Here is a 19,302-nt window from a genome sequence, read left to right as displayed (position 1 = left end):
CCTTTGCGGGGGGATGCCCCGGAGTCAACCGCCAGCACAAAGAAATGCGCGCTTGAGAGCGCAATATTGCGCTGCTACGCCATGGGTCATGGAACTCGACGAAGCCAGCCTCGCCATCGGCCGCATCGAACGGGCATTGAGCCGGATGGAAAAGGCGCTCACCGACCGCACCGCGCGCCCCGCCCCCGCTCCCGCCGTTACCGCGACCGCCCTGCCCCCCGCCGACCAGTCCGCCCTGAAGGCCGAAGTCGCCGCGGTGATCGGCGAACTCGACCGGCTCATCGCGGAGGCCGAACGTGGCTGACGTCAAACTCACTATCGCCGGGCGCCCCTATGACGTGCATTGCGCCGACGGGCAGGAAGCGCAGCTGATCCAGCTCGCGAGCATCGTCGATGCCAAGGCGCGCGACATCCCGGGCGGCACCGAGGTGCGGCAACTGCTGTTTGCGGCGCTGATGCTCGCCGACGAGACGCAGGAGGCCCAGAACAAGGCGGGCCATGCCGAGCCGCAGCTCGATGCGCTGCGCGCCGCGGTGGCGCTCGCCGAGAGCCGCGAGGCGGCGGCGCGCGACGAACTGCGCGCGGCGGTATCGCGCGAATCGGCGGCGCTCGACCAGGTGAAGCAGGGCTCGGAGCGTGAAGCCGCCCTGACCGCCGAGATCGAGAAACTGCGGCAGGGTGCGCCGATCGTGCCGGCACCGGCGGGCCCCGACCATGGCCGCGCGCTGGATCAAATCGCCGATCGGATCGAAGCGCTGGCGGCGAAGGTCGAGCAACTCCCTTGAGAAAGCGCGGCCGCGGCCCTACATAAGGGGCGGCGGGTACTGCCCGGCACGAGCTTTTGCGAAAATCCCTGAGGCGATACATCATCCTAGGGGGCTGTCCCTACCCGGACCCTGGTCCGACGTATATGGTCCCCACCTGACGTTACTGGCGTCAGAGGATCTTCCAGCAAACGACCCATGGTGGGCCCGCCAACCCCCTGCAGCCGACCGGACAAAAAGGGCCGAGAGACGGCGATGACCGACATGTCCGGCCAGAAACAACAATTGCGCGAGAAGCTGCGCTTTCGCCGGCGCCATTTCGCCGCGAACCTCGACGAGTTCACGCGCTTTGCGGCGTTTCGCGCCGTTCCTGCGCCGCTCGCCGAACTGCTGGGCGCGCAGTCTATGATCGGCGCCTATGCCGCCTGGGGCGACGAGCCCGACGTCCTGCAGATGCTCGGCGACCATGCCGCAGCAGGGAAGCTCGCCCTGCCCCACCATGAAGGCCGTATCGAGACGATGGGCTTCCGGCGATGGAACCCCGGCGATGCGCTCGTCAAAGGGCCGTGGGGCAGCCGCCAGCCCGCCGACGAGGCCGAATCGGCGGTGCCGACGCTGGTCTTTTGCCCGCTCGTCGGCTTCAACCGCCGCGGCGCGCGCATCGGCCAGGGCGGCGGGCACTACGACCGCTGGTTCGCCGCGCATTCCACCGCTTTGCGCATCGGAATCGGCTGGTCGGTGCAGGAAGTCGATGCCATGCCGCTGGAGGCCACCGACATGCCGCTCGACGCGGTGCTGACCGAACAGGAATTTATCGTGACCGGAGAGAGATTGTGACCGACCCGCAGCCCAGCTGGCGCAAGCCCGCCGGCATCTTGCTGATCATCCTGCTGATCGTCGTCTGGGCAGGACTGGTCGCCAGCCTGTCGCCGTGGGTGGGCGAATGGCCGGTGCTGGTGCAGGGCCTGTTCTACGTCATCGCGGGGATCGTCTGGATCCTGCCGCTGAAGCCGCTGCTGCGCTGGATGGAGCTGGGGCGGTGGCGCGGCTGAAAAGCCGCGCCAATCCCCATATTTTTTGCTGAAAAGCGTTCCAAGCTGCGGTGGCCATTCCGTCCCGAGGGACCAAGGAATGGCGCGAGTGACGGGGCTCGAACCCGCGACCTCCGGCGTGACAGGCCGGCACTCTAACCAACTGAGCTACACCCGCGTGTGCTTGGGAGCAGCGCCAATATGCGCCGCGTCCCGGCCTGTCAACCGTCGCTTTCGGGGTGGGTGCGATTTAATCGGTCGCGCACCTCGTCGGTGGTCGTCAGCGTGCCGTGCTCGAACAGGAAACCCGCCAGATCCGGGGTTCCGGTCGACTGCAGCACGGTCTGGAGGATCAGCAGCAGAGGCACCGCGAGCAACGCACCGGGCGCCCCCCAGACCCAGCCCCAGAAGCTCAGCGACACGAGAATCAGCAGCGGATTGATCGTCAGCCGCCGCCCGAGCACCAGCGGGGTGACCAGATTCGCCTCGATCGTGTGCACCGCAATGAAGATCAGCGCCGGGAGCAGCGCCAGCCCCACCGCGTCGAAGGTCATCAGCCCGCCGAGCCCCAGCAAGGTCGCGGCGACGATCGGTCCCAGATAGGGCACGAAATTGCACAGACTGACGATCCCGCCCCACATGAAGGGCGAAGGCATGCCGAGCGCCCACAGCAGCAGCGAGACGAGCAGGCCGAGGATCGCGTTGATCATCGTGATCGTCGCGAGATAGTCGGCGGTCGCGTCGACGACATTCTGGATCACGCGCGCGGTCTGCATCGCGCCGTCGAAGCTGCCGCGGCGGCGAATCGTGCCGCGCCGCAGCCGCGTCCAGCCCGCGAGGAAGAAGAAGATCACCAGCACCGCGAAAAAGAGCTGAATAGCCGCGGCGGGCGCGGCCGAGATGAAATAGTCGATCACCGACGACGGCGCCTGCGCCGCGACCGCCTGCGCCGTCGCCTCGGTGCCGCTGGCGACCGACATCAAGGTGCTGTCGACGAATTTCTGCAGCGTCGAATAGAAGTCGATCAGCGGCGCGAGGTTGCTCTGGATCCGCGGGATCGATTCGGGGAGCCGCGCGAACCAGCCCGTCGCGGGTACGACGATGATCGCGAGCGCGGCATTGACGAGCATCAGGAAGGCCGCGAGCGACAGGAAGGAGGCGAGCGCCGAAGGTACGCCGCGCCGCTCGAGCCATTCGAGCAAAGGCACCAGCGCGATCGCGATGACGATCGCGGCGGTCAGCGGCAAGAAAAATTCGGCCCCCGCCTTCAAGGCGAAGGGAAAGGCCAGGCAGAAGGCCGCGCCGATGATGAGCGTCAGCGCCGCGAGCAGCCGGTCGCGGCGGAAATCGTCGATCTCGATCTGCGCGAGGGGATTGCGGCGCGCCTCGGCGTCCTGGTCCCCCTTCTTCTCCGCCACGCCGCCGTCTCCCTGTTAAGTCCCTCGTCTTACGCGAGCTTGCGGCGGGGCGCCAGACGGCGCGCGAAAAGCGCGAACGGCGTCGCTTCTGTCCGGTTCTGGATCAGAATCGCCCATGGTCACCAGCGTCTTAACCAGAAATTTCTCTTTTTCCGCGATTGACGGCTCACGGACCAGCCAATCGGAGTCAAAATCCATGATGAAAGCGCCTGTGGGGGGCGCGATGCATCAGTACCGCATCCCTGCCATTTCCATCCTTGCCCTCGCGTTCGCGCTGGCCCTGCCGATGCAGGCCCAGGCCGCCGGAACGCGCGCGGGCTCGACCATCAGCAACACCGCCAGCGCCAGCTACGACAGCGGCGGCGGCACGCAGACGGTCGATTCGAACCAGGTCGATCTGCGCGTCGACGAACTGCTCGACGTCACCGTCGATTCGAGCGACCCCGCCGACGTCCCGACGACGCCCGGCGCGACCGCGCAGCTCCTGACCTTTTCGATCACCAACAACGGCAATGGCGAGGAAAGTTTCGCCCTTTCCACCGTCGCGAACGGCGGCGGCGACGATTATGACCCGGCGGTCACGCAGATTTACATCGACAATGGCGACGGCGTTTTCGACGCCAACACCGACACGCTCTATACGCCGGGCGCCAACGACCCGGTCCTCGATCCCGACGAAAGCGTTACGATCTTCGTGCTTTCGACGACCCCCGCGGGCGTCGCCGACGGCGATCGCGGCACGGTGAACCTGGTCGCGGCAGCGCGGACGGGCACCGGCGCGCCGGGCACCAGCTTTGCAGGCCAGGGCGAAGGCGGCGGCGACGCGGTCGTCGGGTCGACCGGCGCCGACGGGCAGGACCAGGGCGCTTATGTCGTCTCGGCCGCGACCGTTTCGCTCGTCAAGTCGGCAGTCGTCGTCGATCCCTTCGGCGGCAGCGAGCCCGTTCCGGGCGCGACGATCACCTACACGATCGTCGCCACCGTGGCGGGCAGCGGGTCAGTGAACGGCCTCGCGGTCACCGACAATATCCCCTCCGACACCAGCTATGTCGCGGGTTCGATCACGCTGGGCGGCACAACCCAGACCGACGCGGCCGACACCGACGCCGGCGACTTCAATGGAACGCGGATCAACGTCGCGCTCGGCACCGTCGCCGGCGGCCAGACCCGCACCGTCACTTTCCGGACCACTATCGACTGATGGAGCAGATTATGCGCCTGTTTTTTCTGGCATTAGCCGCGGCAATCCTGCCCGGCCAGGCTTTGGCGGCCAATCAGGTCGCGCTCGACAACAATGTGTTCGTCGAACGCGTCTCGACCGACGCCGCCGGCAAGCAGCGCGTGCTGCTCGAAGAGCCCAAGGTCGTCGTTCCCGGCGACAAGCTGGTCTTCGTGCTCAACTATCGCAACGCGAGCGCGCAGCCGGCCGACAAGTTCGTCATCACCAATCCGATGCCCGCCGCGGTCAGCTTTGCCGACGCCGGGGACACCCGCCCGTTCGTTTCGGTCGACGGAGGCAAGACGTGGGGTCTGCTTCCCGAAATGACCGTGCGGATGAGCGACGGATCGGCGCGCGCGGCGCAGCCGGGCGATGTCACGCACGTCCGCTGGGCGTTCCAGAAGCCGATCCCGGCGGGCGGAACGGGCAAGCTGATGTTCCGGGGAATTGTAAAGTAATCCAGTAGGATAAACCGCCTAGAGGTTGCCGGCGGTGGGGATTGGCAACCAACCAAAGCCTAGGAGTTCAGCTGATGACCAAGCTGGCGAACATGGGCACCTTGGGTCTGGCGGCGATTGCAACTTTCGCCTCCGCGCCGGCGTTCGCCGCCGGCACGACCGCGGGCAGCTCGATTACGAATACCGCCACCGTCGATTTCCAGGTCGGGGGCGTGAGCCAGGTTCAGCAAAGCGCGTCGGACACTTTCGTGGTCGACCGCAAGGTGAATCTGCTCGTCGAAGAAGTCGGCACCGTGACGACTAGCGTCGTTCCGGGGCAGACCAACGCCGTGACCACCTTCCAGGTGACCAACACGTCGAACGAGGTCCTCGACTTCCTGCTCGCGGCCACCCAGATCACAGGCGGCACCGCGGCGCATGGCGGCACCGATAGCTTCAACGCGACCAATATCCGCGTCTATCGCGACAATCCGACGACCGGGACGGTCGGCAGCTGGGACGTGGGCGACGCCCTCGTCACCTATGTCGACGAACTCGCCGCCGACGCGACGGCGCGGATCTTCGTGCTCGCCGACATCCCCACCGGCCTCGCCAACGGCTCGGTGGCGGGGGTGCAATTGCGCGCTACGGCGCGTGAAGGCGGCACCGCGGGCAGCCAGGGTGCGGCGGTGACGCAGACTGCGGGCGCCAACACCGCGGCCAAGGACACCGTCTTTGCCGACGGCATCGGCGTCAACGACGCCAATCGCGACGCCGCGCACAGCGCCGCCGACGATTATACGGTGCAGACGGCGACGCTGACGGTCACCAAGACCAGCCGCGTGATCTCCGACCCGTTCAACCTGACCTCGAATCCCAAGATGATCCCGGGCGCGACGGTCGAATATTGCATCGCGGTGGCCAATACGGGCGCTGCCGATGCGACGAGCGTGTCGATCAGCGATAGCGTGCCAACGCAGCTGACCTATACCGCGAGCACGATCCTGCTGGGCGGGACGGTCAGCGGCGGCACGTGCAACGCCGATGGTACGGCGGGCGGCAGCTATGCCGCGCCCGTCGTGTCAGGGACGATCGCCACGGTGGCGGCGGGCGCGACGCGCACGCTGGTCTTCCGCGCCACCGTCAACTGATCGCGGACCAGGGTAAGGGCAGCGACGCCGGGTCATTCCGGCGGCGCTCCCCCCTTGCCCGAGCGCCCATGGCCCTTTTCTCGAAATATCTGGCATTTGCGGCCTCTTTGATTGCGGCAGCGACGCTGCCCGCGACGACCGCGCACGCCCAGGTCATTTCCAATACCGCGACGGCCGAATGGACCGCGAGCGGCTCCAGCGCCCAAACGCTGTCGAACCGCGTCGACGTGACCGTGACGCCCCTGCCCCCCGAGCGGCCGGGAATCCGCACCTACCGGCTGAGCAACAACCTCGGCTCCGTCTCTGCACCGGTCGTCCCGACGCGCTGCCAGGGCACCGACGGTCCCAGCCTGATCGAACCGAGCGGCGTTTTCGCCTCGCTTCCGACCGATCCCGCCTCGCTGCAGCCCACGGGGCGCTTTCACGCGGGTGAAGTCCTCGTGGTGGGCGTCACGCTCACCAGCGCCAACATCGATGCCAATGCTCGCGACACGCTCGTCGTGACGCTCGAGCTCGAAAATGGCGATCGCGAGCGTATCACCCTGTCCGAAACCGCGGCGAACAGCGGCGAATTCATCGGCATCATCAACACCATCGGCATGCCGCCGCCTTTGGTCCAAGGCGATTGCCGCCTGTCGGTTGCGCCCGGATCGACCGTCACGATGCGTGTGACTGACGCAGCGCACGCCGACCTGGTCGCGACGGCCGAGATCAGCTTCCTCGTCGATCCCTTCGGCATCGTCTTCGACAGCGGCGACGGCGCCCCGGTCGCAGGCAGCCGCGTGAGGATCGTCGACGCCGCGACCGGCCAGCCCGCGGAGGTATTCGGCGACGACGGCGTATCGACCTATCCGTCGAGCGTCATCACCGGCCAGACGGTGACCGACAGCGGCGGCACCGTCTATAATTTCCCGCCCGGGGACTATCGTTTCCCCTTTGTGGCGCCCGGCACCTATCGCCTGATAGTCGATCCGCCGGCGCCCTTCACCGCGCCATCGACCGCCGATCCCGCGGCGCTGGCCGGTTTCCGGAGGCCCGACGACGGCCTGCCCTATACGATCACCACCGCGAGTTATGGCGCGGCGTTCACGCTGGCCGACCCGGCGCCGGTGCGGATCGACATCCCGGTCGACCAGCCCGGCGGCGAGTTGATCCTGCGCAAGACCACCTCGACGCAGGTCGCGGTGCCCGGCGACGTGATCCAGTACCGGATCGAGGTCGCGAACCGCGATTCGCGGCGCGCCAGCGGCGTGGTGACGGTGCGCGACGCGCTGCCCAAGGGCATGCGGCTGCGGCTCGACAGCGTGCGCGCCAACGGCGTGCGCATCGACCCGGTCGTAGCCGAAAACGGCCGCGAATTCAGCGTCACCCTGCCCGCGCTCGCGGCGGGGCAGCGCGTCCTGCTCACTTATTTGGCCGAAGTCATCGTCTCGGCGCAGCCCGGCAACGCGCTCAACCGCGCCACCGCGACCGACAGTCGCGGCGCGACGTCGAACGTCTCGGAGGCGACGGTGTCGATCAAGCGCGACCAGCTCGGCGACCGGATGACGATCATCGGGCGCATCACCGACGGTGGCTGCGGCGTCAATCCGGGCAAGGCCGCAGGGATCGGCGGCGTGCGCGTGATGCTGCAGGACGGCAGCTATGCGGTCACCGACCAGGACGGGCGTTATCATTTCGAAGGCGTGCGCCCCGGCCTGCACGTCGTGCAGATCGATCCCTCGACGCTGCCGCTCGACCGTGCACCGATCGACTGCGCACGCTCGACGGCGAGCGCCGGCAGCGCAATCTCGCGCTTCGTGCAGGGCCGCGGCGGCTCGCTGAAGCGGGCCGATTTCCGCGCTATCGCCAGCGCCCCGCGCGCCGCGCCCGACGTCAAGTCTGCCGAAGCGCCGGTGGTGCTCAGCGATCCCGACGCCGCGGGCGCCAACCGCGACTGGCTTGAGGGCGAAGGCCCGGGCATCGCCTGGCTCTTCCCCGCCCCCGACCATAATCCGCGCGCCAAGGCGGTTCGCGCCGCGATCAAGCATGCGCCGGGGCAGACGGTGACGCTGACGATCAACGGCAAACCCGTCGACCCGCTCGCTTACGAAGGCGCGCGCAAGTCGGGCGACGGCCAGGTCGCAGTGAGCATCTGGCGCGGGATCGAGATCCGCGAGGGCGAAAACCGCCTCGTCGCGACGGTCAAGGACGCCAATGGCGTCACGATCGAAACGCTCGAGCGCAGCATCCATTATTCGATCACCCCGATGCGCGCAGCGCTGATCCGCGAGAAATCGGTGTTGGTCGCCGACGGCGTGACGCGCCCGGTGCTCGCGGTCCGCCTGACCGACCGCGACGGCAAGCCCATTCGCAGCGGCCTCACCGGCGATTTCAGCGTCCCCGCCCCCTATTACCCCGCCGTGGAAGCCGATGCGCAGCAGGCGCGCCAGCTCTCGGGGCTCGAACGCGCGCGGCCGGTGTGGAAGATCGCGGGCGACGACGGCATCGCCTATATCGAGCTCGAACCGACCACCGCGTCGGGCACGCTGACGATCGATTTCGCCTTCCGCGACGACAAAGTGACGCGCAACCAGACGATCGAAACCTGGCTCGATCCCGGCGATCGCCCGTGGACCGTCGTCGGCTTCGCCGCCGGCACGATCGGCTACAACACGCTCGACGACCGCATGGAGCCGGTCGCCGAAACGCTCGACGACCTCAACGGCGACGCGCGCCTCGCGCTCTATGCCAAGGGCCGGGTGCGCGGCAAATGGCTGATGACGCTCGCTTATGACAGCGACAAGGACAAGGACGACGCGCGCTTCGGCGGCGTGATCGACCCGCGCGCCTATTACACGATCTACGCCGATCGCAACGAGACGCGTTACGACGCCGCCTCGGTGCGCAAGCTCTATCTGCGCCTCGAACGCCCACAATTCTACGCCATGTTCGGCGATTTCGAGACCGGTATCTCGGAACCGCAGCTCGCCCGCTACCAGCGGGCGCTCAACGGCGGCAAGGCCGAATATCGCGGGCCCAACGTTGCCGCGGCCGCCTTCGCCGCCGACACCCCCTACCGTTTCCGCCGCGACGAGATCCAGGGCAACGGCCTGACCGGCCCGTACCAGCTCGGCGCCAAGGATATCCTGCCGAACAGCGAGCGCGTCGTGATCGAAACGCGCGACCGGCTGCACAGCGAGCGCATCGTCGAGACGCGCAGCCTAACGCGCCACATCGATTACGACATCGACTATTTCGCGGGCACCTTGCGCTTCCGCGAGCCGGTGCTCAGCCGCTCGTCGGGGCTGGACCCGCAGTTCATCGTCGCCGAATATGAGGTCGACGGCATCGGCGAGCGCGTGCTCAACGCCGGCGGCCGCGTCAGCTATCAGTCGGACGACGAGAAATTGCGCGTCGGCGCGACCTTCATCCACGACGAGGACAGCGACGCGAAGACCAACCTCGGCGGGGTCGATGCGCGCTATCGCCCGAATGTCGACACCGAGATCCGCGCCGAAATCGCGGTGAGCGACGCCTCGGCCAAGGGCGGCAGCGCGGTCGCCGCCGCGGGCCGCGCCACCGCCTGGCTGGTCGAGGCCGAGCACCACAGCCGCAGCATCGACGTACTCGCCTATGTCCGCGAGCGCGAGACCGGCTTCGGCGCGGGCCAGCTCAACCGCGGCGAGGACGGCACGCGCAAGTTCGGCGTCGATGCCCGCCTCCGTGCCACACGCACGCTGTCGCTGACCGGCAGCGCGTGGCAGGAAGATTTTCTCGACGTCGGCAGCCGCCGCCGCGCCGCACGCGCGCTGGTCGAATATGACAATGGCACCACCGTCGCCCGCGCAGGTTTGACCCATGCCGACGACCGGCTGAGCGACGGCACGCGCAACACCTCGAACATCGTCCAGTTCGGCGCGACGCAGCGCCTGTTCGAAAAGCGCCTCGAACTCGATGCGCAGACCGAATTTGCCTTGGGCGGCAAGGATGCGAGCGTCGATTTCCCGACCCGCCACCGGCTCGGCGCGCGCTTCGCGATCACGCGCGACGTCAACCTGGTCGGCAGCTACGAGATCGCCGACGGCGACAGCATCAAGGCGCGCACCGCGCGGCTGGGCTTCGACCTTGCCCCCTGGGCCGGCGCGCGGCTGCTCGCGACCGCGAACCAGCAGGATATCGGCGAATATGGCCCGCGCAGCTTCGCCGCTTACGGCCTGTCTCAGTCGCTGCGGCTCGGCAAGAAGTTGACGGTCGATATTTCGGTCGACGGCAATCGCACGCTCGGCGGAATCCGCGCCGGCGATGTGCTCAACCCCGACCAGCCGGTCGCCTCGGGCGGCTTCCTCGGCGGCAACGGCACGCTGACCGAGGATTTCGTCGCGATCAGCACCGGCGCGACGTACCGCACCGAGCGCTGGACGCTGACCGGGCGCGCCGAATATCGCGATGGCGAGCTCGTGAACCGTTACGGCCTGACGCTCGGCACCCTCCGCCAGCTCGGCGAAGGAGGCGCGCTGGGCGCGCTCTTCACTTACGCCAAGGCGAGCGGCGCCGGCACGGTACCGACGACCGAAGTCATGAGCTTCGAGATGAGCTGGGCGCACCGCCCCGCCGAATCGCGCGTGTCGTGGCTCAACAAGACCGAGTTCCGTTCGGACAAGGTCCGCGATGCGATCGCCGGCCAGCCTGGCCCGATCGGCGGCGGCGCGCTGACGATCGACGGCGACGCGACGAGCCGCCGCGCGCTCAACAGCCTGTCGGTGAACTGGACCCCGATGGGCAACCGCGAGGTGGGCGACCGCCGCGGCGGCGACCGCATGTGGTACGAATGCGCCGAAGTCGGCGTCTTCTGGGGCACGCGCTATAACTTCGACAAGTTCGGTGCCGACGACGTCAAGGGCTGGTCGAACCTGCTCGGCGCCGATTTCCGCTTCAACTTGGGCGAGCATGTCGATGTCGGCGCGTCGGGCACCGTGCGCGTCGGCACCGGCGGCGACACGGTGAACTGGGCGGGCGGGCCGACGGTCACGCTGTCGCCGATGAAGAATGCCAATGTGACGCTCGGCTATAATTTCGCGGGCTTCCACGACCGCGATTTCGAGGACAGCCGCTATTCGCGCTCGGGGGCCTATGTGACCTTCAAGCTGAAGTTCGACCAGACGAGCTTTCAGGGGTTGGGTTTGTAGGCCCAACCCCTATTCCGTTCGTGCCGAGCGAAGTCGAGACACGCCGCGTTCGCGCGTGCCTTCACGTGTCTCGACTTCGCTCGACACGAACGGGTTATTGGGTCGGCCTTAGTCCGCGAACAACAGCACCGGCGTCTCGATCAGCTTCTTCAGCGCCTGGACATAGCTCGCCGCATCCCAGCCATCAACGACGCGATGGTCGCAGCTGATCGACAGGTTCATCAGCTTGGCGCGGCGGAGCTCGTCGCCGTCGAACACCGGACGCTCGACGATCTTGTTCGGACCGATGATCGCGACCTCGGGGCGGTTGATCACCGGCGTCGTCGCGATGCCGCCGAGTGGGCCGAGCGAGGTCACGGTCAAGGTGCTGCCGGTCAGTTCCTCGACCTTCGCCTTCCCGGTACGTGCAGCCTCCGCCAAGCGGCTGATTTCGCTCGCTAATTGCCAGACATTCTTGTCCTGCGCGTCGCGGATGACGGGGACCATCAGCCCGGCATCGGTCTGCGTCGCCATGCCGAGATGCACCGCGCCGTAACGCGTCACGACGCCGCCCTCGTCGTCGTAGCGCGCGTTGATCATCGGGAATTGCGGGATGGTGCGGCAGATCGCGACGATCAGGAAGGGCAGCATCGTCAGCTTGGGCCGCCCGCCGCGATTGGCGTTAAGGTCTGCGCGCATATCCTCAAGCGCGGTGACGTCCATTTCCTCAACATAGGTGAAATGCGGGATCGCACGCTTCGACGCCGCCATATTCTCGGCGATCTTGCGGCGCATGCCGATGACCTTGATCGGCTCGTCGGCGCGCGCACGGCTCGCGCCGGGCGCGTGATAGCCCTGCCCGCCGCTGTAGCGGAGGAAGGCGTCGAGGTCCGAATGGCGGATGCGGTCGCCCTCGGCATGAACCTGCCCGAGATCGACGCCGAGATCCTTGGCGCGCGCGCGGACCGCGGGCGATGCGAGGACCTGGCGGTCATGCGCCGGCGCGGCCACCGGGGTGGGCGCCGGTGCGGGAGCCGGCGTGGGTGCAGGCGCGACAACGGGCGCCGGCGCGGCGACTTCGGCGACCGACACTTCCTCGGCACCCGGCGTTTCCGCCGCAATCTCTTCCTCGACCGGCGTATCGGCCGGCGGCGCTTCGACGTCGCCGTTGCCATCCCCGTCGGTCTCGATCACCGCCAGCGTCGAGCCGATCGGGATCAGGTCGCCGACCTCGCCCGCCAGCTCGACGACGATCCCCGATACCGGCGATTCCATTTCGACGGTCGCCTTGTCGGTCATCATGTCGGCGAGCTGCGCGTCTTCCTCGACGCGCTCGCCGATCTTGACGTGCCAGGCGACGATTTCGGCTTCGGCGATGCCTTCGCCGATGTCCGGGAGACGGAATGAATAGCGGGCCATGACGTCAGTCCTTCAAAATCTTGGTAAGCGCGGTCGCGATGCGCACCGGGCCGGGGAAATAGGCCCATTCGAGGCTGTGCGGATAGGGCGTGTCGAAGCCGGTGACGCGTTCGACCGGCGCCTCGAGATGGTAGAAGCAGCGTTCCTGCACCAATGCGGCAAGCTCGGCGCCGAAGCCCGAGGTACGCGTCGCTTCGTGGATGATCAGGCAGCGGCCGGTCTTTTTCACCGACGCCTCGATCGCGTCGATGTCGAGCGGCAGCAGGGTGCGCAGATCGATGATCTCGGCGTCGATGCCCATTTCCTCGACGATCGTCTTGGTCACATGGACCATCGTGCCATAGACGAGGATCGTCAGCGCTTCGCCTTCGCGCACCGTCGCGGCCTTGCCGAGGTCGATGCGGTAATAGCCCTCGGGCACCGCGCTCGCGTCATGCTTCGACCAGGGCTCGACCGGACGGTCGTAATAGCCGCTGAACGGGCCGTTGTAGATGCGCTTGGGTTCGAGGAAAACGACGGGATCATTATCCTCGATCGCCGCAATCAGCAGCCCCTTGGCATCATAGGGGTTCGACGGGATCACCGTCTTCACGCCGCAGATGTGCGTCATGATGCTCTCGGGCGACTGGCTGTGCGTCTGGCCGCCGAAGATACCGCCGCCGAAAGGCGTGCGCACCGTCATCGGGCAGATATAGTCGTTCGCCGAACGATAGCGCAGCCGCGCCGCCTCGCTAACGAGCTGGTCGAGCCCCGGATAGATATAGTCGGCGAACTGGATCTCGGGGACCGGGCGCAGACCGTAAGCCCCCATGCCGACCGCGACGCCGATGATGCCGCATTCGTTGATCGGCGTATCGAAGACGCGCGTCTTGCCATGCTTTTTCTGCAAGCCTGCGGTCGCGCGGAACACGCCGCCGAAAAAGCCGACGTCCTCGCCCATCACGACAGTGTTGGGGTCGCGCTCGAGCATGACGTCCATCGCGCTGTTGATCGCCTCGATCATGTTCATGGTTTTCACATCGCCGCTCATCATTCGGGCTTCCAATTGGGGCCGAACTTGGCCTCTTGCTCGGCGAGCATCTGGTCGCATTGTTCCTTGAGGTGCCAGGGCATCTCCTCGAACACGTCCTGGAACATCGTCTCGAAGGGCTGGTGCATACCGTGGCCCAAAATACCGAGCTTTTCCGATTGCTTCTGGGTCGTCTTGACGAGATCGTCGAGTTCGCTTCGCTGCGCTTCGTGGCGCGCCTCGTCCCATCCGCCGAGCGCGACCAGATGCTGCTTCAGCCGCGCGATCGGATCGCCGAGCGGCCAGGCGGTCGCCTCGTCGGCGGGGCGATAGGCGCTCGGATCGTCGGACGTACTGTGGCCCTCGCTGCGATAGGTGAAATGCTCGATCAAGGTCGGGCCGTTGTTCGTCCGCGCGCGATCGGCCGCCCATTGCGTGGCCGCATAGACCGCGAGCGGGTCGTTGCCGTCGACGCGCAGGCCGGCGATCCCGTAACCCACCGCGCGCGCCGCAAAAGTCGTGCGCTCGCTGCCGGCGAAGCCCGAGAAGCTGGAAATCGCCCACTGGTTGTTGACGATATTGAAGATGACCGGCGCGTTGTAGACGGTCGCGAAGGTCAGCGCCGAGTGGAAGTCGCCCTCGGCCGACGAGCCCTCGCCGCACCATACGGTCGCGATGCGATTGTCGCCCTTCGACGCCGAGGCCATCGCCCAGCCCACCGCCTGCGGATATTGCGTCGCGAGATTGCCCGAGACGCTGAAAAAGCCGTGCTCTGGCGCCGAATACATGATCGGCAGCTGGCGGCCGAGCAGGTGATCGCCGCGGTTCGAATAAATCTGGTTCATCATCTGGATCAGCGGATAGTCGCGCGCGATCAGGATGCCCTGCTGGCGATAGCTGGGGAAACACATATCGGCGCGGTCGATCGCCATCGTCGAGGCAATCGAGGTCGCCTCCTCGCCGGTGCATTTCATGTAGAAGCTGGTCTTGCCCTGCCGCTGGGCGCGGAACATGCGGTCGTCGAACGCGCGGGTCAGCATCATGTAACGCAGCATCACGCGCAGCCGCTCGGGGGTCAGCTTGGGATCCCACGGCCCCGTCGCGACGCCGTCGAAATCGAGCACGCGCACGAGGCCGTAGCACAGGTCGCGCATCGCGTCGGGCTTGCTGTCCTCGCTCGGCCGCGGGGTCGCACCGACCTCGGGCACGACGATGTCGCCGAAGTCGGGGGTGTCGCCGGGGCGGTAGCGCGGCTCGGGAATATGGAGCGACAGCGGCGGCAGGTTGCTCGCCGCTGGCCGGGGCGTCTCTGGCATGTCCTCGTCCTTTGAGGCGCGAATCACTGCGCCTAGTTATATTTCAACGTGGCGACATATTATTTCGGTCGCCATACGAATGCAACGGCGCCGCTCAGACCGCGACGGGCGCGGAAATATGCGCCTGCGGGGCATAATCCTCGACCGCGAAATCCTCGAACCGATAGTCGAAAATGCTCGAAGCCCGGCGAAGGATGCGCAGCTTCGGCGCGCCGTCGGGAATGCGGCGCAGCTGCTGTTCGACCAGCTCGGCGTGGTTGAGGTAGAGATGCACGTCGCCGCCGGTCCACACGACCTCATGCGCGTGGAGGCCGGTCTGCTCGGCGATCATGCGCGTCAGCAGCGCCGCCTCGAAGATGTTGAACGCGAAACCGAGCCCGAGATCGCACGAGCGCTGGAAGAGCAGGCACGAGAGCCCGCCGTCGCTGCGCACGTGGAACTGATAGGTCATGTGGCACGGCGGCAGCGCCATGCGATCGAGATCGGCGACGTTCCAGCCGGTGAAGATGTGGCGCCGCGAGCCGGGGTTGGTCTTCAGCGACTCGACCAGCGCCGCGATCTGGTTGTGGCCCTGCTCCGAACGGCGATAGAGCCCCTCGCCCGCCGGCTCGTAGCGCGGCCAGCTGACCCACTGGTGGCCATAGACGGGCCCCAGATCGCCCCATTTTGCAGCGAAATCCCCGTCGGCAATGATCCGGGCCTCGAAATCCGCGGCGCTGATGTCCTCGCCCGTCGCCTGGCGATATTTTTCGAGCGGCCAGTCGGTCCAGATCTTGACCCCCTGCGCCACGAGCGCGCGGATATTGGTGTCGCCGGTGAGGAACCACAGCAATTCACGCAGCGCGGTCTTCCAGTAGACGCGCTTGGTGGTGAGCAGCGGGATCGCATCGTCCTTCAGCGAGAAGCGCATCGTCTCGCCGAACAGGGAGCGCGTGCCGACGCCGGTGCGGTCGACGCGTTCGTCGCCCTCGACCCAGATACGGCGCATCAGGTCGAGATATTGCAGTTCATAATGGATGGACTCAGGCAAGATTCGCTCCCGGCTTTGCCCCATTGCTAGGCTTGCTGCGACGACGCGGCAAGCGCCGCGGGCGATCCTCCATTGCGGGGCAATCCCCGCTTTGGCTTTGCCGCGCGGCGGCGCATGAAGGCGCGCCATGACCCGCTATGACCCCATCGAAACGCCCGGCGCGACGCCGGCGCCGCCCGGTTTCGTGCCGCGCGGCGACGAGGAAGAACTCGCGCGCCTGCTGCTGCGCCCGCTTTTCCCCGCCGAGGACGAAATGCTGCTGATCGCGGGCTTCGACGCCTTCGACCGGCTGCTGTGCGTCGAACATGCCGAGGGCGACCGCAGCGGCCGCTGCGTCATCCCGCCGCATGTCTGGCGCGCGGCGCTCGGCGCGCGGCCCGCGCAGATCTTGCTCGCGCACAACCACCCGTCGGGAATCGCGCGCCCCAGCGACGCCGACATCGCGACAACGCGCGAATGCGCGCGCTTCCTGTCGCCGCTCGGCATCGCGCTGTCGGACCATATGATCTTTACCGTGGAAGGCCATTTCAGCTTCTGGCGTGCCGGATTGCTCTGATGCTGGCAATGTTCGCGACTATGCCGATTGGCGCTTGAAGTTCGCAAGATGCGCGTCTAGGGGACCGCTCTGCCTTCGCGGCGGCCCCAAGGGTCGTTCGCCAAGATCGGTCGGGGAGTAGCTCAGCCTGGTAGAGCACTGTCTTCGGGAGGCAGGGGCCGGAGGTTCGAATCCTCTCTCCCCGACCAGTTTCTTTTGATATCAACACCCCTTGTAACATGCGGGCAGAACACCTAGATTGGTGTCACGCCGCTATGGTTTTCCCCCTTTCCATCGCGGCGCAGTGTCCCACCGAAAGGTGCGGGCGCGTCCTCCCTGGACCCTGGCCACCTCGTACTTCGGTACGGGGTGGTTTTTTATTGGGCAGCCGTCATTCGGCAGCCTGGGGCAGCGCCGCGGCGCCCGGCCAGGCGGCGGATATTTCCTGCAAAAGTCCATAAAACCAGTTCGATAGAGGCTTCAGTCTGTCGCTGTCGGGCGTGCGATCGCGGCGCAGATAGAGGCTGCGGTCGATCTCGATCTGCACCGCCTGCACCCCGCGGTCGGGGCGCCCGTGGGTGCGGACGATATGCCCGCCGGCATAGGGCTGGTTACGCGAGACGGGCACGCCGAACCGTTCCGCCGATGCGACGACCGCATCGACCAGCCACGGATCGGCGGTGTCGCCGAAACGATCACCCACGACGATCTGCGCGCCATGCCCCGCCTGCCCCGGCGGAATCGAGGGCATGCTGTGCAGATCGACGAGAATCGCATGCCCGAACCGGGCCCGCGTGGCTTCGAGCGCGTCGGTGAGAGCCGCATGAAAGGGGCGATGCAGCGATTCGAGGCGCCAGGCGAGCGCGGCGCGGTCGAGCGGCTTTTTCCACAAGGGACCGACATCTGCGAGCCGGGTCGGAATCACGCCCAGCCCCGCGCGCTCCTTGCGCCCCGGCGCCGAAAATTGCGCGCGCAACTGCGGTGCGACCTCGCCGGGGGCCATTTGGCCCTCGCCGCGGTTGCAATCGGCCACGGCGCGAGCCCACAGGGCCTGCACCACCGTGGCCCCCGCCTCGGTTGCGCGCGAGGCGATGAGGTCGGACCAACCATCCTCCAGACGCTCGAGTTCGGGCTGGGAGGCTCTTGCGGCTGCCAGAATCTCGGGCGGGTAGATGCGTCCAGCGTGCGCCAGCGACACCACCACCGGAGCCGCGCCGGCGGCCGGACGCTCGACGGCAATGGCGGCGGGAAGGTCGGGTCGGCGGCGCATCGGCATGACGTGGCAAAAATCGGTCGGGGAATCCAGCGCCGCCGAAATTTGTTAAGTTTGTCGCGCTATGAGACGGTTTCGATTATAGCCCCGATGCCCAGAGGCACGGCGGCGGGACCATGGGGGCGACGATTAGCATGATTCGCATATTGCTGGCGGAAGACGATGACGTGATGCGCGAATATCTCGCGCGCGCGCTGACCAGCGCGGGCTATCACGTCACCGCGGTCGACCGCGGCACCGAGGCGGTGCCGCTGATCGATTCGGGCACCTTCGACCTGCTGCTCTCCGACATCGTCATGCCCGAAATGGACGGGATCGAGCTCGCGCAGCACACCGCAAAGGTCGCGCCGCAGACGCAGGTCATGTTCATCACCGGTTTCGCCGCGGTTTCGCTGCGCGCCGAGGAAAATGTACCGCAGGCCAAATTGCTGTCGAAGCCCTTCCACCTCAAGGATCTGGTGCGCGAGGTCGACAATCTCTTCGGCCGCGCCGACCGCTCGCACCAACAATAAGGACATTCCCGCACCGAAGGGCTTGCCAAGCGGTGCGGGGGATATTAGGGGGCGCGTCACCCCAAGGGATGGGCGTGTAGCTCAGTGGTAGAGCACTGTGTTGACATCGCAGGGGTCGCAAGTTCAATCCTTGCCACGCCCACCATTAAAAAGGCCGCTTTCCCTCTGGGTTGGCGGCCTTTTTGCGTTCAGGCCATGCCCTTCGCCAGGTCGCCGCGCGAGGCGTCGCCGATCTGGCTGCCTCCGTCGCAGTCTAGGATCGTGCCGGTGATATAGCCCGCTGCGGGGCTGCACAGGAACACCGCCGATTCGGCGACCTCCTCGATCTCGCCCCAGCGCTTCATCGCGATGCGGTCGAAATGCGACTGGCGCGTGCCGGCGTCGGGCGCGAGCCGCGCCATGCCCTCGGTCCCGGCGATCGGCCCCGGCGAGATGCCGTTGACGCGCACCTCGGGCCCCCATTCGAGCGCGAGCACGCGAATGAGCTGGTTGATCCCCGCCTTCGCGGCGCAGGCGTGCGCTTGCAGCGCCGAGGCGTTGATCGCCTGCCCCGCGGTGATCGCGATCAGCGACGCGCCGGGGCGGTTGAGCAGGTCGTGACAGCCGCGAAACACGTTGAAGGTGCCGTTGAGGTCGATGTCGACCACGGTACGGAAGGCATTGGCCGACATGCCGAGCACCGGCGCAAGGAAATTGCCCGCCGCGCCCGAGATCACGATGTCCATCGGACCGAATTTGTCGACGACCGTCTCCATCACTCCTCGAATCGCGGCATAGTCGCGCACATCGCCCGACAGGCCGATCGCGTCATGCCCGATGTCGGAAGCAGCGCGCTGCGCCTTGTCGGGATCGCGCCCGGCCACCGCAACCTTCGCGCCGAGTTCGGCGAAACGCTTGGCGATGCCGAGGTTGATGCCGCTGGTGCCGCCGGCGACGAATGCCGTCTTGCCCGCCAGCAGATTGTCGCGAAACGCACTCGTCATTGCCTTCTCCCTTTTGGCATGATCCGTTCCGCGCCCGCATGGGGTTGACGGAATGGAA

Annotated in this window: 17 protein-coding genes and 3 tRNA genes; 12 read left to right on the top strand and 8 right to left on the bottom strand. The window is 66.9% G+C overall.

The window, feature by feature from the left end; genetic code table 11:
• The first annotated feature begins 88 nt into the window (after positions 1-88).
• The 4 genes from BWQ93_RS04945 to BWQ93_RS04930 all read left to right on the top strand — a co-directional run bounded on the left by BWQ93_RS04945 (position 89) and on the right by BWQ93_RS04930 (position 1,816).
• Positions 89-304: a hypothetical protein gene (locus BWQ93_RS04945; protein WP_077029545.1), complete on the top strand. Its 216-nt coding sequence runs from the start codon at positions 89-91 to the stop codon at positions 302-304.
• Positions 297-785, top strand: coding sequence for a cell division protein ZapA (locus tag BWQ93_RS04940; protein WP_077029544.1), 489 nt, complete (start codon positions 297-299; stop codon positions 783-785). The genes BWQ93_RS04945 and BWQ93_RS04940 overlap by 8 nt, the downstream gene beginning before the upstream one ends.
• Before the next feature lie 234 nt (positions 786-1,019).
• Positions 1,020-1,601: a 5-formyltetrahydrofolate cyclo-ligase gene (locus tag BWQ93_RS04935; RefSeq protein WP_077029543.1), complete on the top strand. Its 582-nt coding sequence runs from the start codon at positions 1,020-1,022 to the stop codon at positions 1,599-1,601.
• Positions 1,598-1,816 (top strand): DUF2842 domain-containing protein, encoded by a 219-nt coding sequence (locus BWQ93_RS04930; protein WP_077029542.1) that lies wholly within the window; start codon positions 1,598-1,600, stop codon positions 1,814-1,816. Before BWQ93_RS04935 ends, BWQ93_RS04930 begins: the two co-directional genes overlap by 4 nt.
• A gap of 80 nt (positions 1,817-1,896) precedes the next feature.
• Here the strand turns inward: BWQ93_RS04930 and BWQ93_RS04925 are convergent.
• Both BWQ93_RS04925 and BWQ93_RS04920 read right to left on the bottom strand, forming a co-directional pair.
• Positions 1,897-1,973, bottom strand: a tRNA-Asp gene (locus BWQ93_RS04925).
• A gap of 43 nt (positions 1,974-2,016) precedes the next feature.
• A complete protein-coding gene (locus BWQ93_RS04920; RefSeq protein ID WP_077029541.1) occupies positions 2,017-3,213 on the bottom strand; it encodes an AI-2E family transporter in 1,197 nt (398 codons plus the stop codon).
• Positions 3,214-3,409: 196 nt separating this feature from the next.
• Between BWQ93_RS04920 and BWQ93_RS04915 the strand changes: the two genes are divergently transcribed.
• The 4 genes from BWQ93_RS04915 to BWQ93_RS04900 all read left to right on the top strand — a co-directional run bounded on the left by BWQ93_RS04915 (position 3,410) and on the right by BWQ93_RS04900 (position 11,188).
• The gene (locus BWQ93_RS04915) at positions 3,410-4,414 is read left to right on the top strand and encodes a DUF11 domain-containing protein (protein ID WP_077029540.1); all 1,005 of its coding nucleotides are present in this window, start codon (positions 3,410-3,412) and stop codon (positions 4,412-4,414) included.
• An 11-nt stretch (positions 4,415-4,425) separates the two neighbouring features.
• Positions 4,426-4,890, top strand: a complete 465-nt coding sequence (locus tag BWQ93_RS04910) for a hypothetical protein (RefSeq protein WP_156878137.1) — start codon at positions 4,426-4,428, stop codon at positions 4,888-4,890.
• A gap of 74 nt (positions 4,891-4,964) precedes the next feature.
• Entirely contained in the window at positions 4,965-6,020 is a 1,056-nt protein-coding gene (locus BWQ93_RS04905) for a DUF11 domain-containing protein (protein ID WP_077029538.1), read from the top strand.
• 68 nt (positions 6,021-6,088) lie between these two features.
• A complete protein-coding gene (locus tag BWQ93_RS04900; protein WP_077029537.1) occupies positions 6,089-11,188 on the top strand; it encodes a DUF11 domain-containing protein in 5,100 nt (1,699 codons plus the stop codon).
• Positions 11,189-11,296: 108 nt separating this feature from the next.
• Here BWQ93_RS04900 and BWQ93_RS04895 read toward each other — a convergent pair whose 3' ends face one another.
• From BWQ93_RS04895 to thyA, 4 genes are all read right to left on the bottom strand, one after another.
• Entirely contained in the window at positions 11,297-12,586 is a 1,290-nt protein-coding gene (locus tag BWQ93_RS04895; RefSeq protein WP_077029536.1) for a dihydrolipoamide acetyltransferase family protein, read from the bottom strand.
• Between the two features lie 4 nt (positions 12,587-12,590).
• Complete coding sequence (locus BWQ93_RS04890; protein ID WP_077032209.1) at positions 12,591-13,595, bottom strand: alpha-ketoacid dehydrogenase subunit beta; 1,005 nt, start codon at positions 13,593-13,595, stop codon at positions 12,591-12,593.
• 20 nt (positions 13,596-13,615) lie between these two features.
• Entirely contained in the window at positions 13,616-14,911 is a 1,296-nt protein-coding gene (locus BWQ93_RS04885) for a 3-methyl-2-oxobutanoate dehydrogenase (2-methylpropanoyl-transferring) subunit alpha (RefSeq protein ID WP_077032208.1), read from the bottom strand.
• A gap of 94 nt (positions 14,912-15,005) precedes the next feature.
• The gene (gene thyA / locus BWQ93_RS04880) at positions 15,006-15,965 is read right to left on the bottom strand and encodes a thymidylate synthase (protein WP_077029535.1); all 960 of its coding nucleotides are present in this window, start codon (positions 15,963-15,965) and stop codon (positions 15,006-15,008) included.
• A 103-nt stretch (positions 15,966-16,068) separates the two neighbouring features.
• Between thyA and BWQ93_RS04875 the strand changes: the two genes are divergently transcribed.
• Both BWQ93_RS04875 and BWQ93_RS04870 read left to right on the top strand, forming a co-directional pair.
• A complete protein-coding gene (locus BWQ93_RS04875) occupies positions 16,069-16,497 on the top strand; it encodes a JAB domain-containing protein (protein ID WP_077029534.1) in 429 nt (142 codons plus the stop codon).
• Between the two features lie 111 nt (positions 16,498-16,608).
• Positions 16,609-16,685 (top strand) — tRNA-Pro (locus tag BWQ93_RS04870).
• Positions 16,686-16,867: 182 nt separating this feature from the next.
• On the opposite strand, the gene BWQ93_RS04865 is transcribed toward BWQ93_RS04870, so the two are convergent.
• Positions 16,868-17,752: an N-formylglutamate amidohydrolase gene (locus BWQ93_RS04865; RefSeq protein ID WP_232314739.1), complete on the bottom strand. Its 885-nt coding sequence runs from the start codon at positions 17,750-17,752 to the stop codon at positions 16,868-16,870.
• A gap of 131 nt (positions 17,753-17,883) precedes the next feature.
• On the opposite strand from BWQ93_RS04865, the gene cpdR reads away from it, so the two are divergent.
• Together cpdR and BWQ93_RS04855 are read left to right on the top strand one after the other, a co-directional pair.
• Positions 17,884-18,261, top strand: coding sequence for a cell cycle two-component system response regulator CpdR (gene cpdR, locus BWQ93_RS04860; protein ID WP_058808920.1), 378 nt, complete (start codon positions 17,884-17,886; stop codon positions 18,259-18,261).
• Positions 18,262-18,331: 70 nt separating this feature from the next.
• Positions 18,332-18,406 (top strand) — tRNA-Val (locus tag BWQ93_RS04855).
• 43 nt (positions 18,407-18,449) lie between these two features.
• On the opposite strand, the gene BWQ93_RS04850 is transcribed toward BWQ93_RS04855, so the two are convergent.
• Positions 18,450-19,244: an SDR family oxidoreductase gene (locus tag BWQ93_RS04850; protein WP_077029533.1), complete on the bottom strand. Its 795-nt coding sequence runs from the start codon at positions 19,242-19,244 to the stop codon at positions 18,450-18,452.
• Positions 19,245-19,302: the final 58 nt, after the last annotated feature.

The organism is Sphingopyxis sp. QXT-31 (assembly GCF_001984035.1).
In the GTDB taxonomy this organism is placed as follows: domain Bacteria; phylum Pseudomonadota; class Alphaproteobacteria; order Sphingomonadales; family Sphingomonadaceae; genus Sphingopyxis.
Note: the sequence above shows the minus strand (reverse complement) of the source record. Positions and strands in the feature narration are given on the sequence as shown.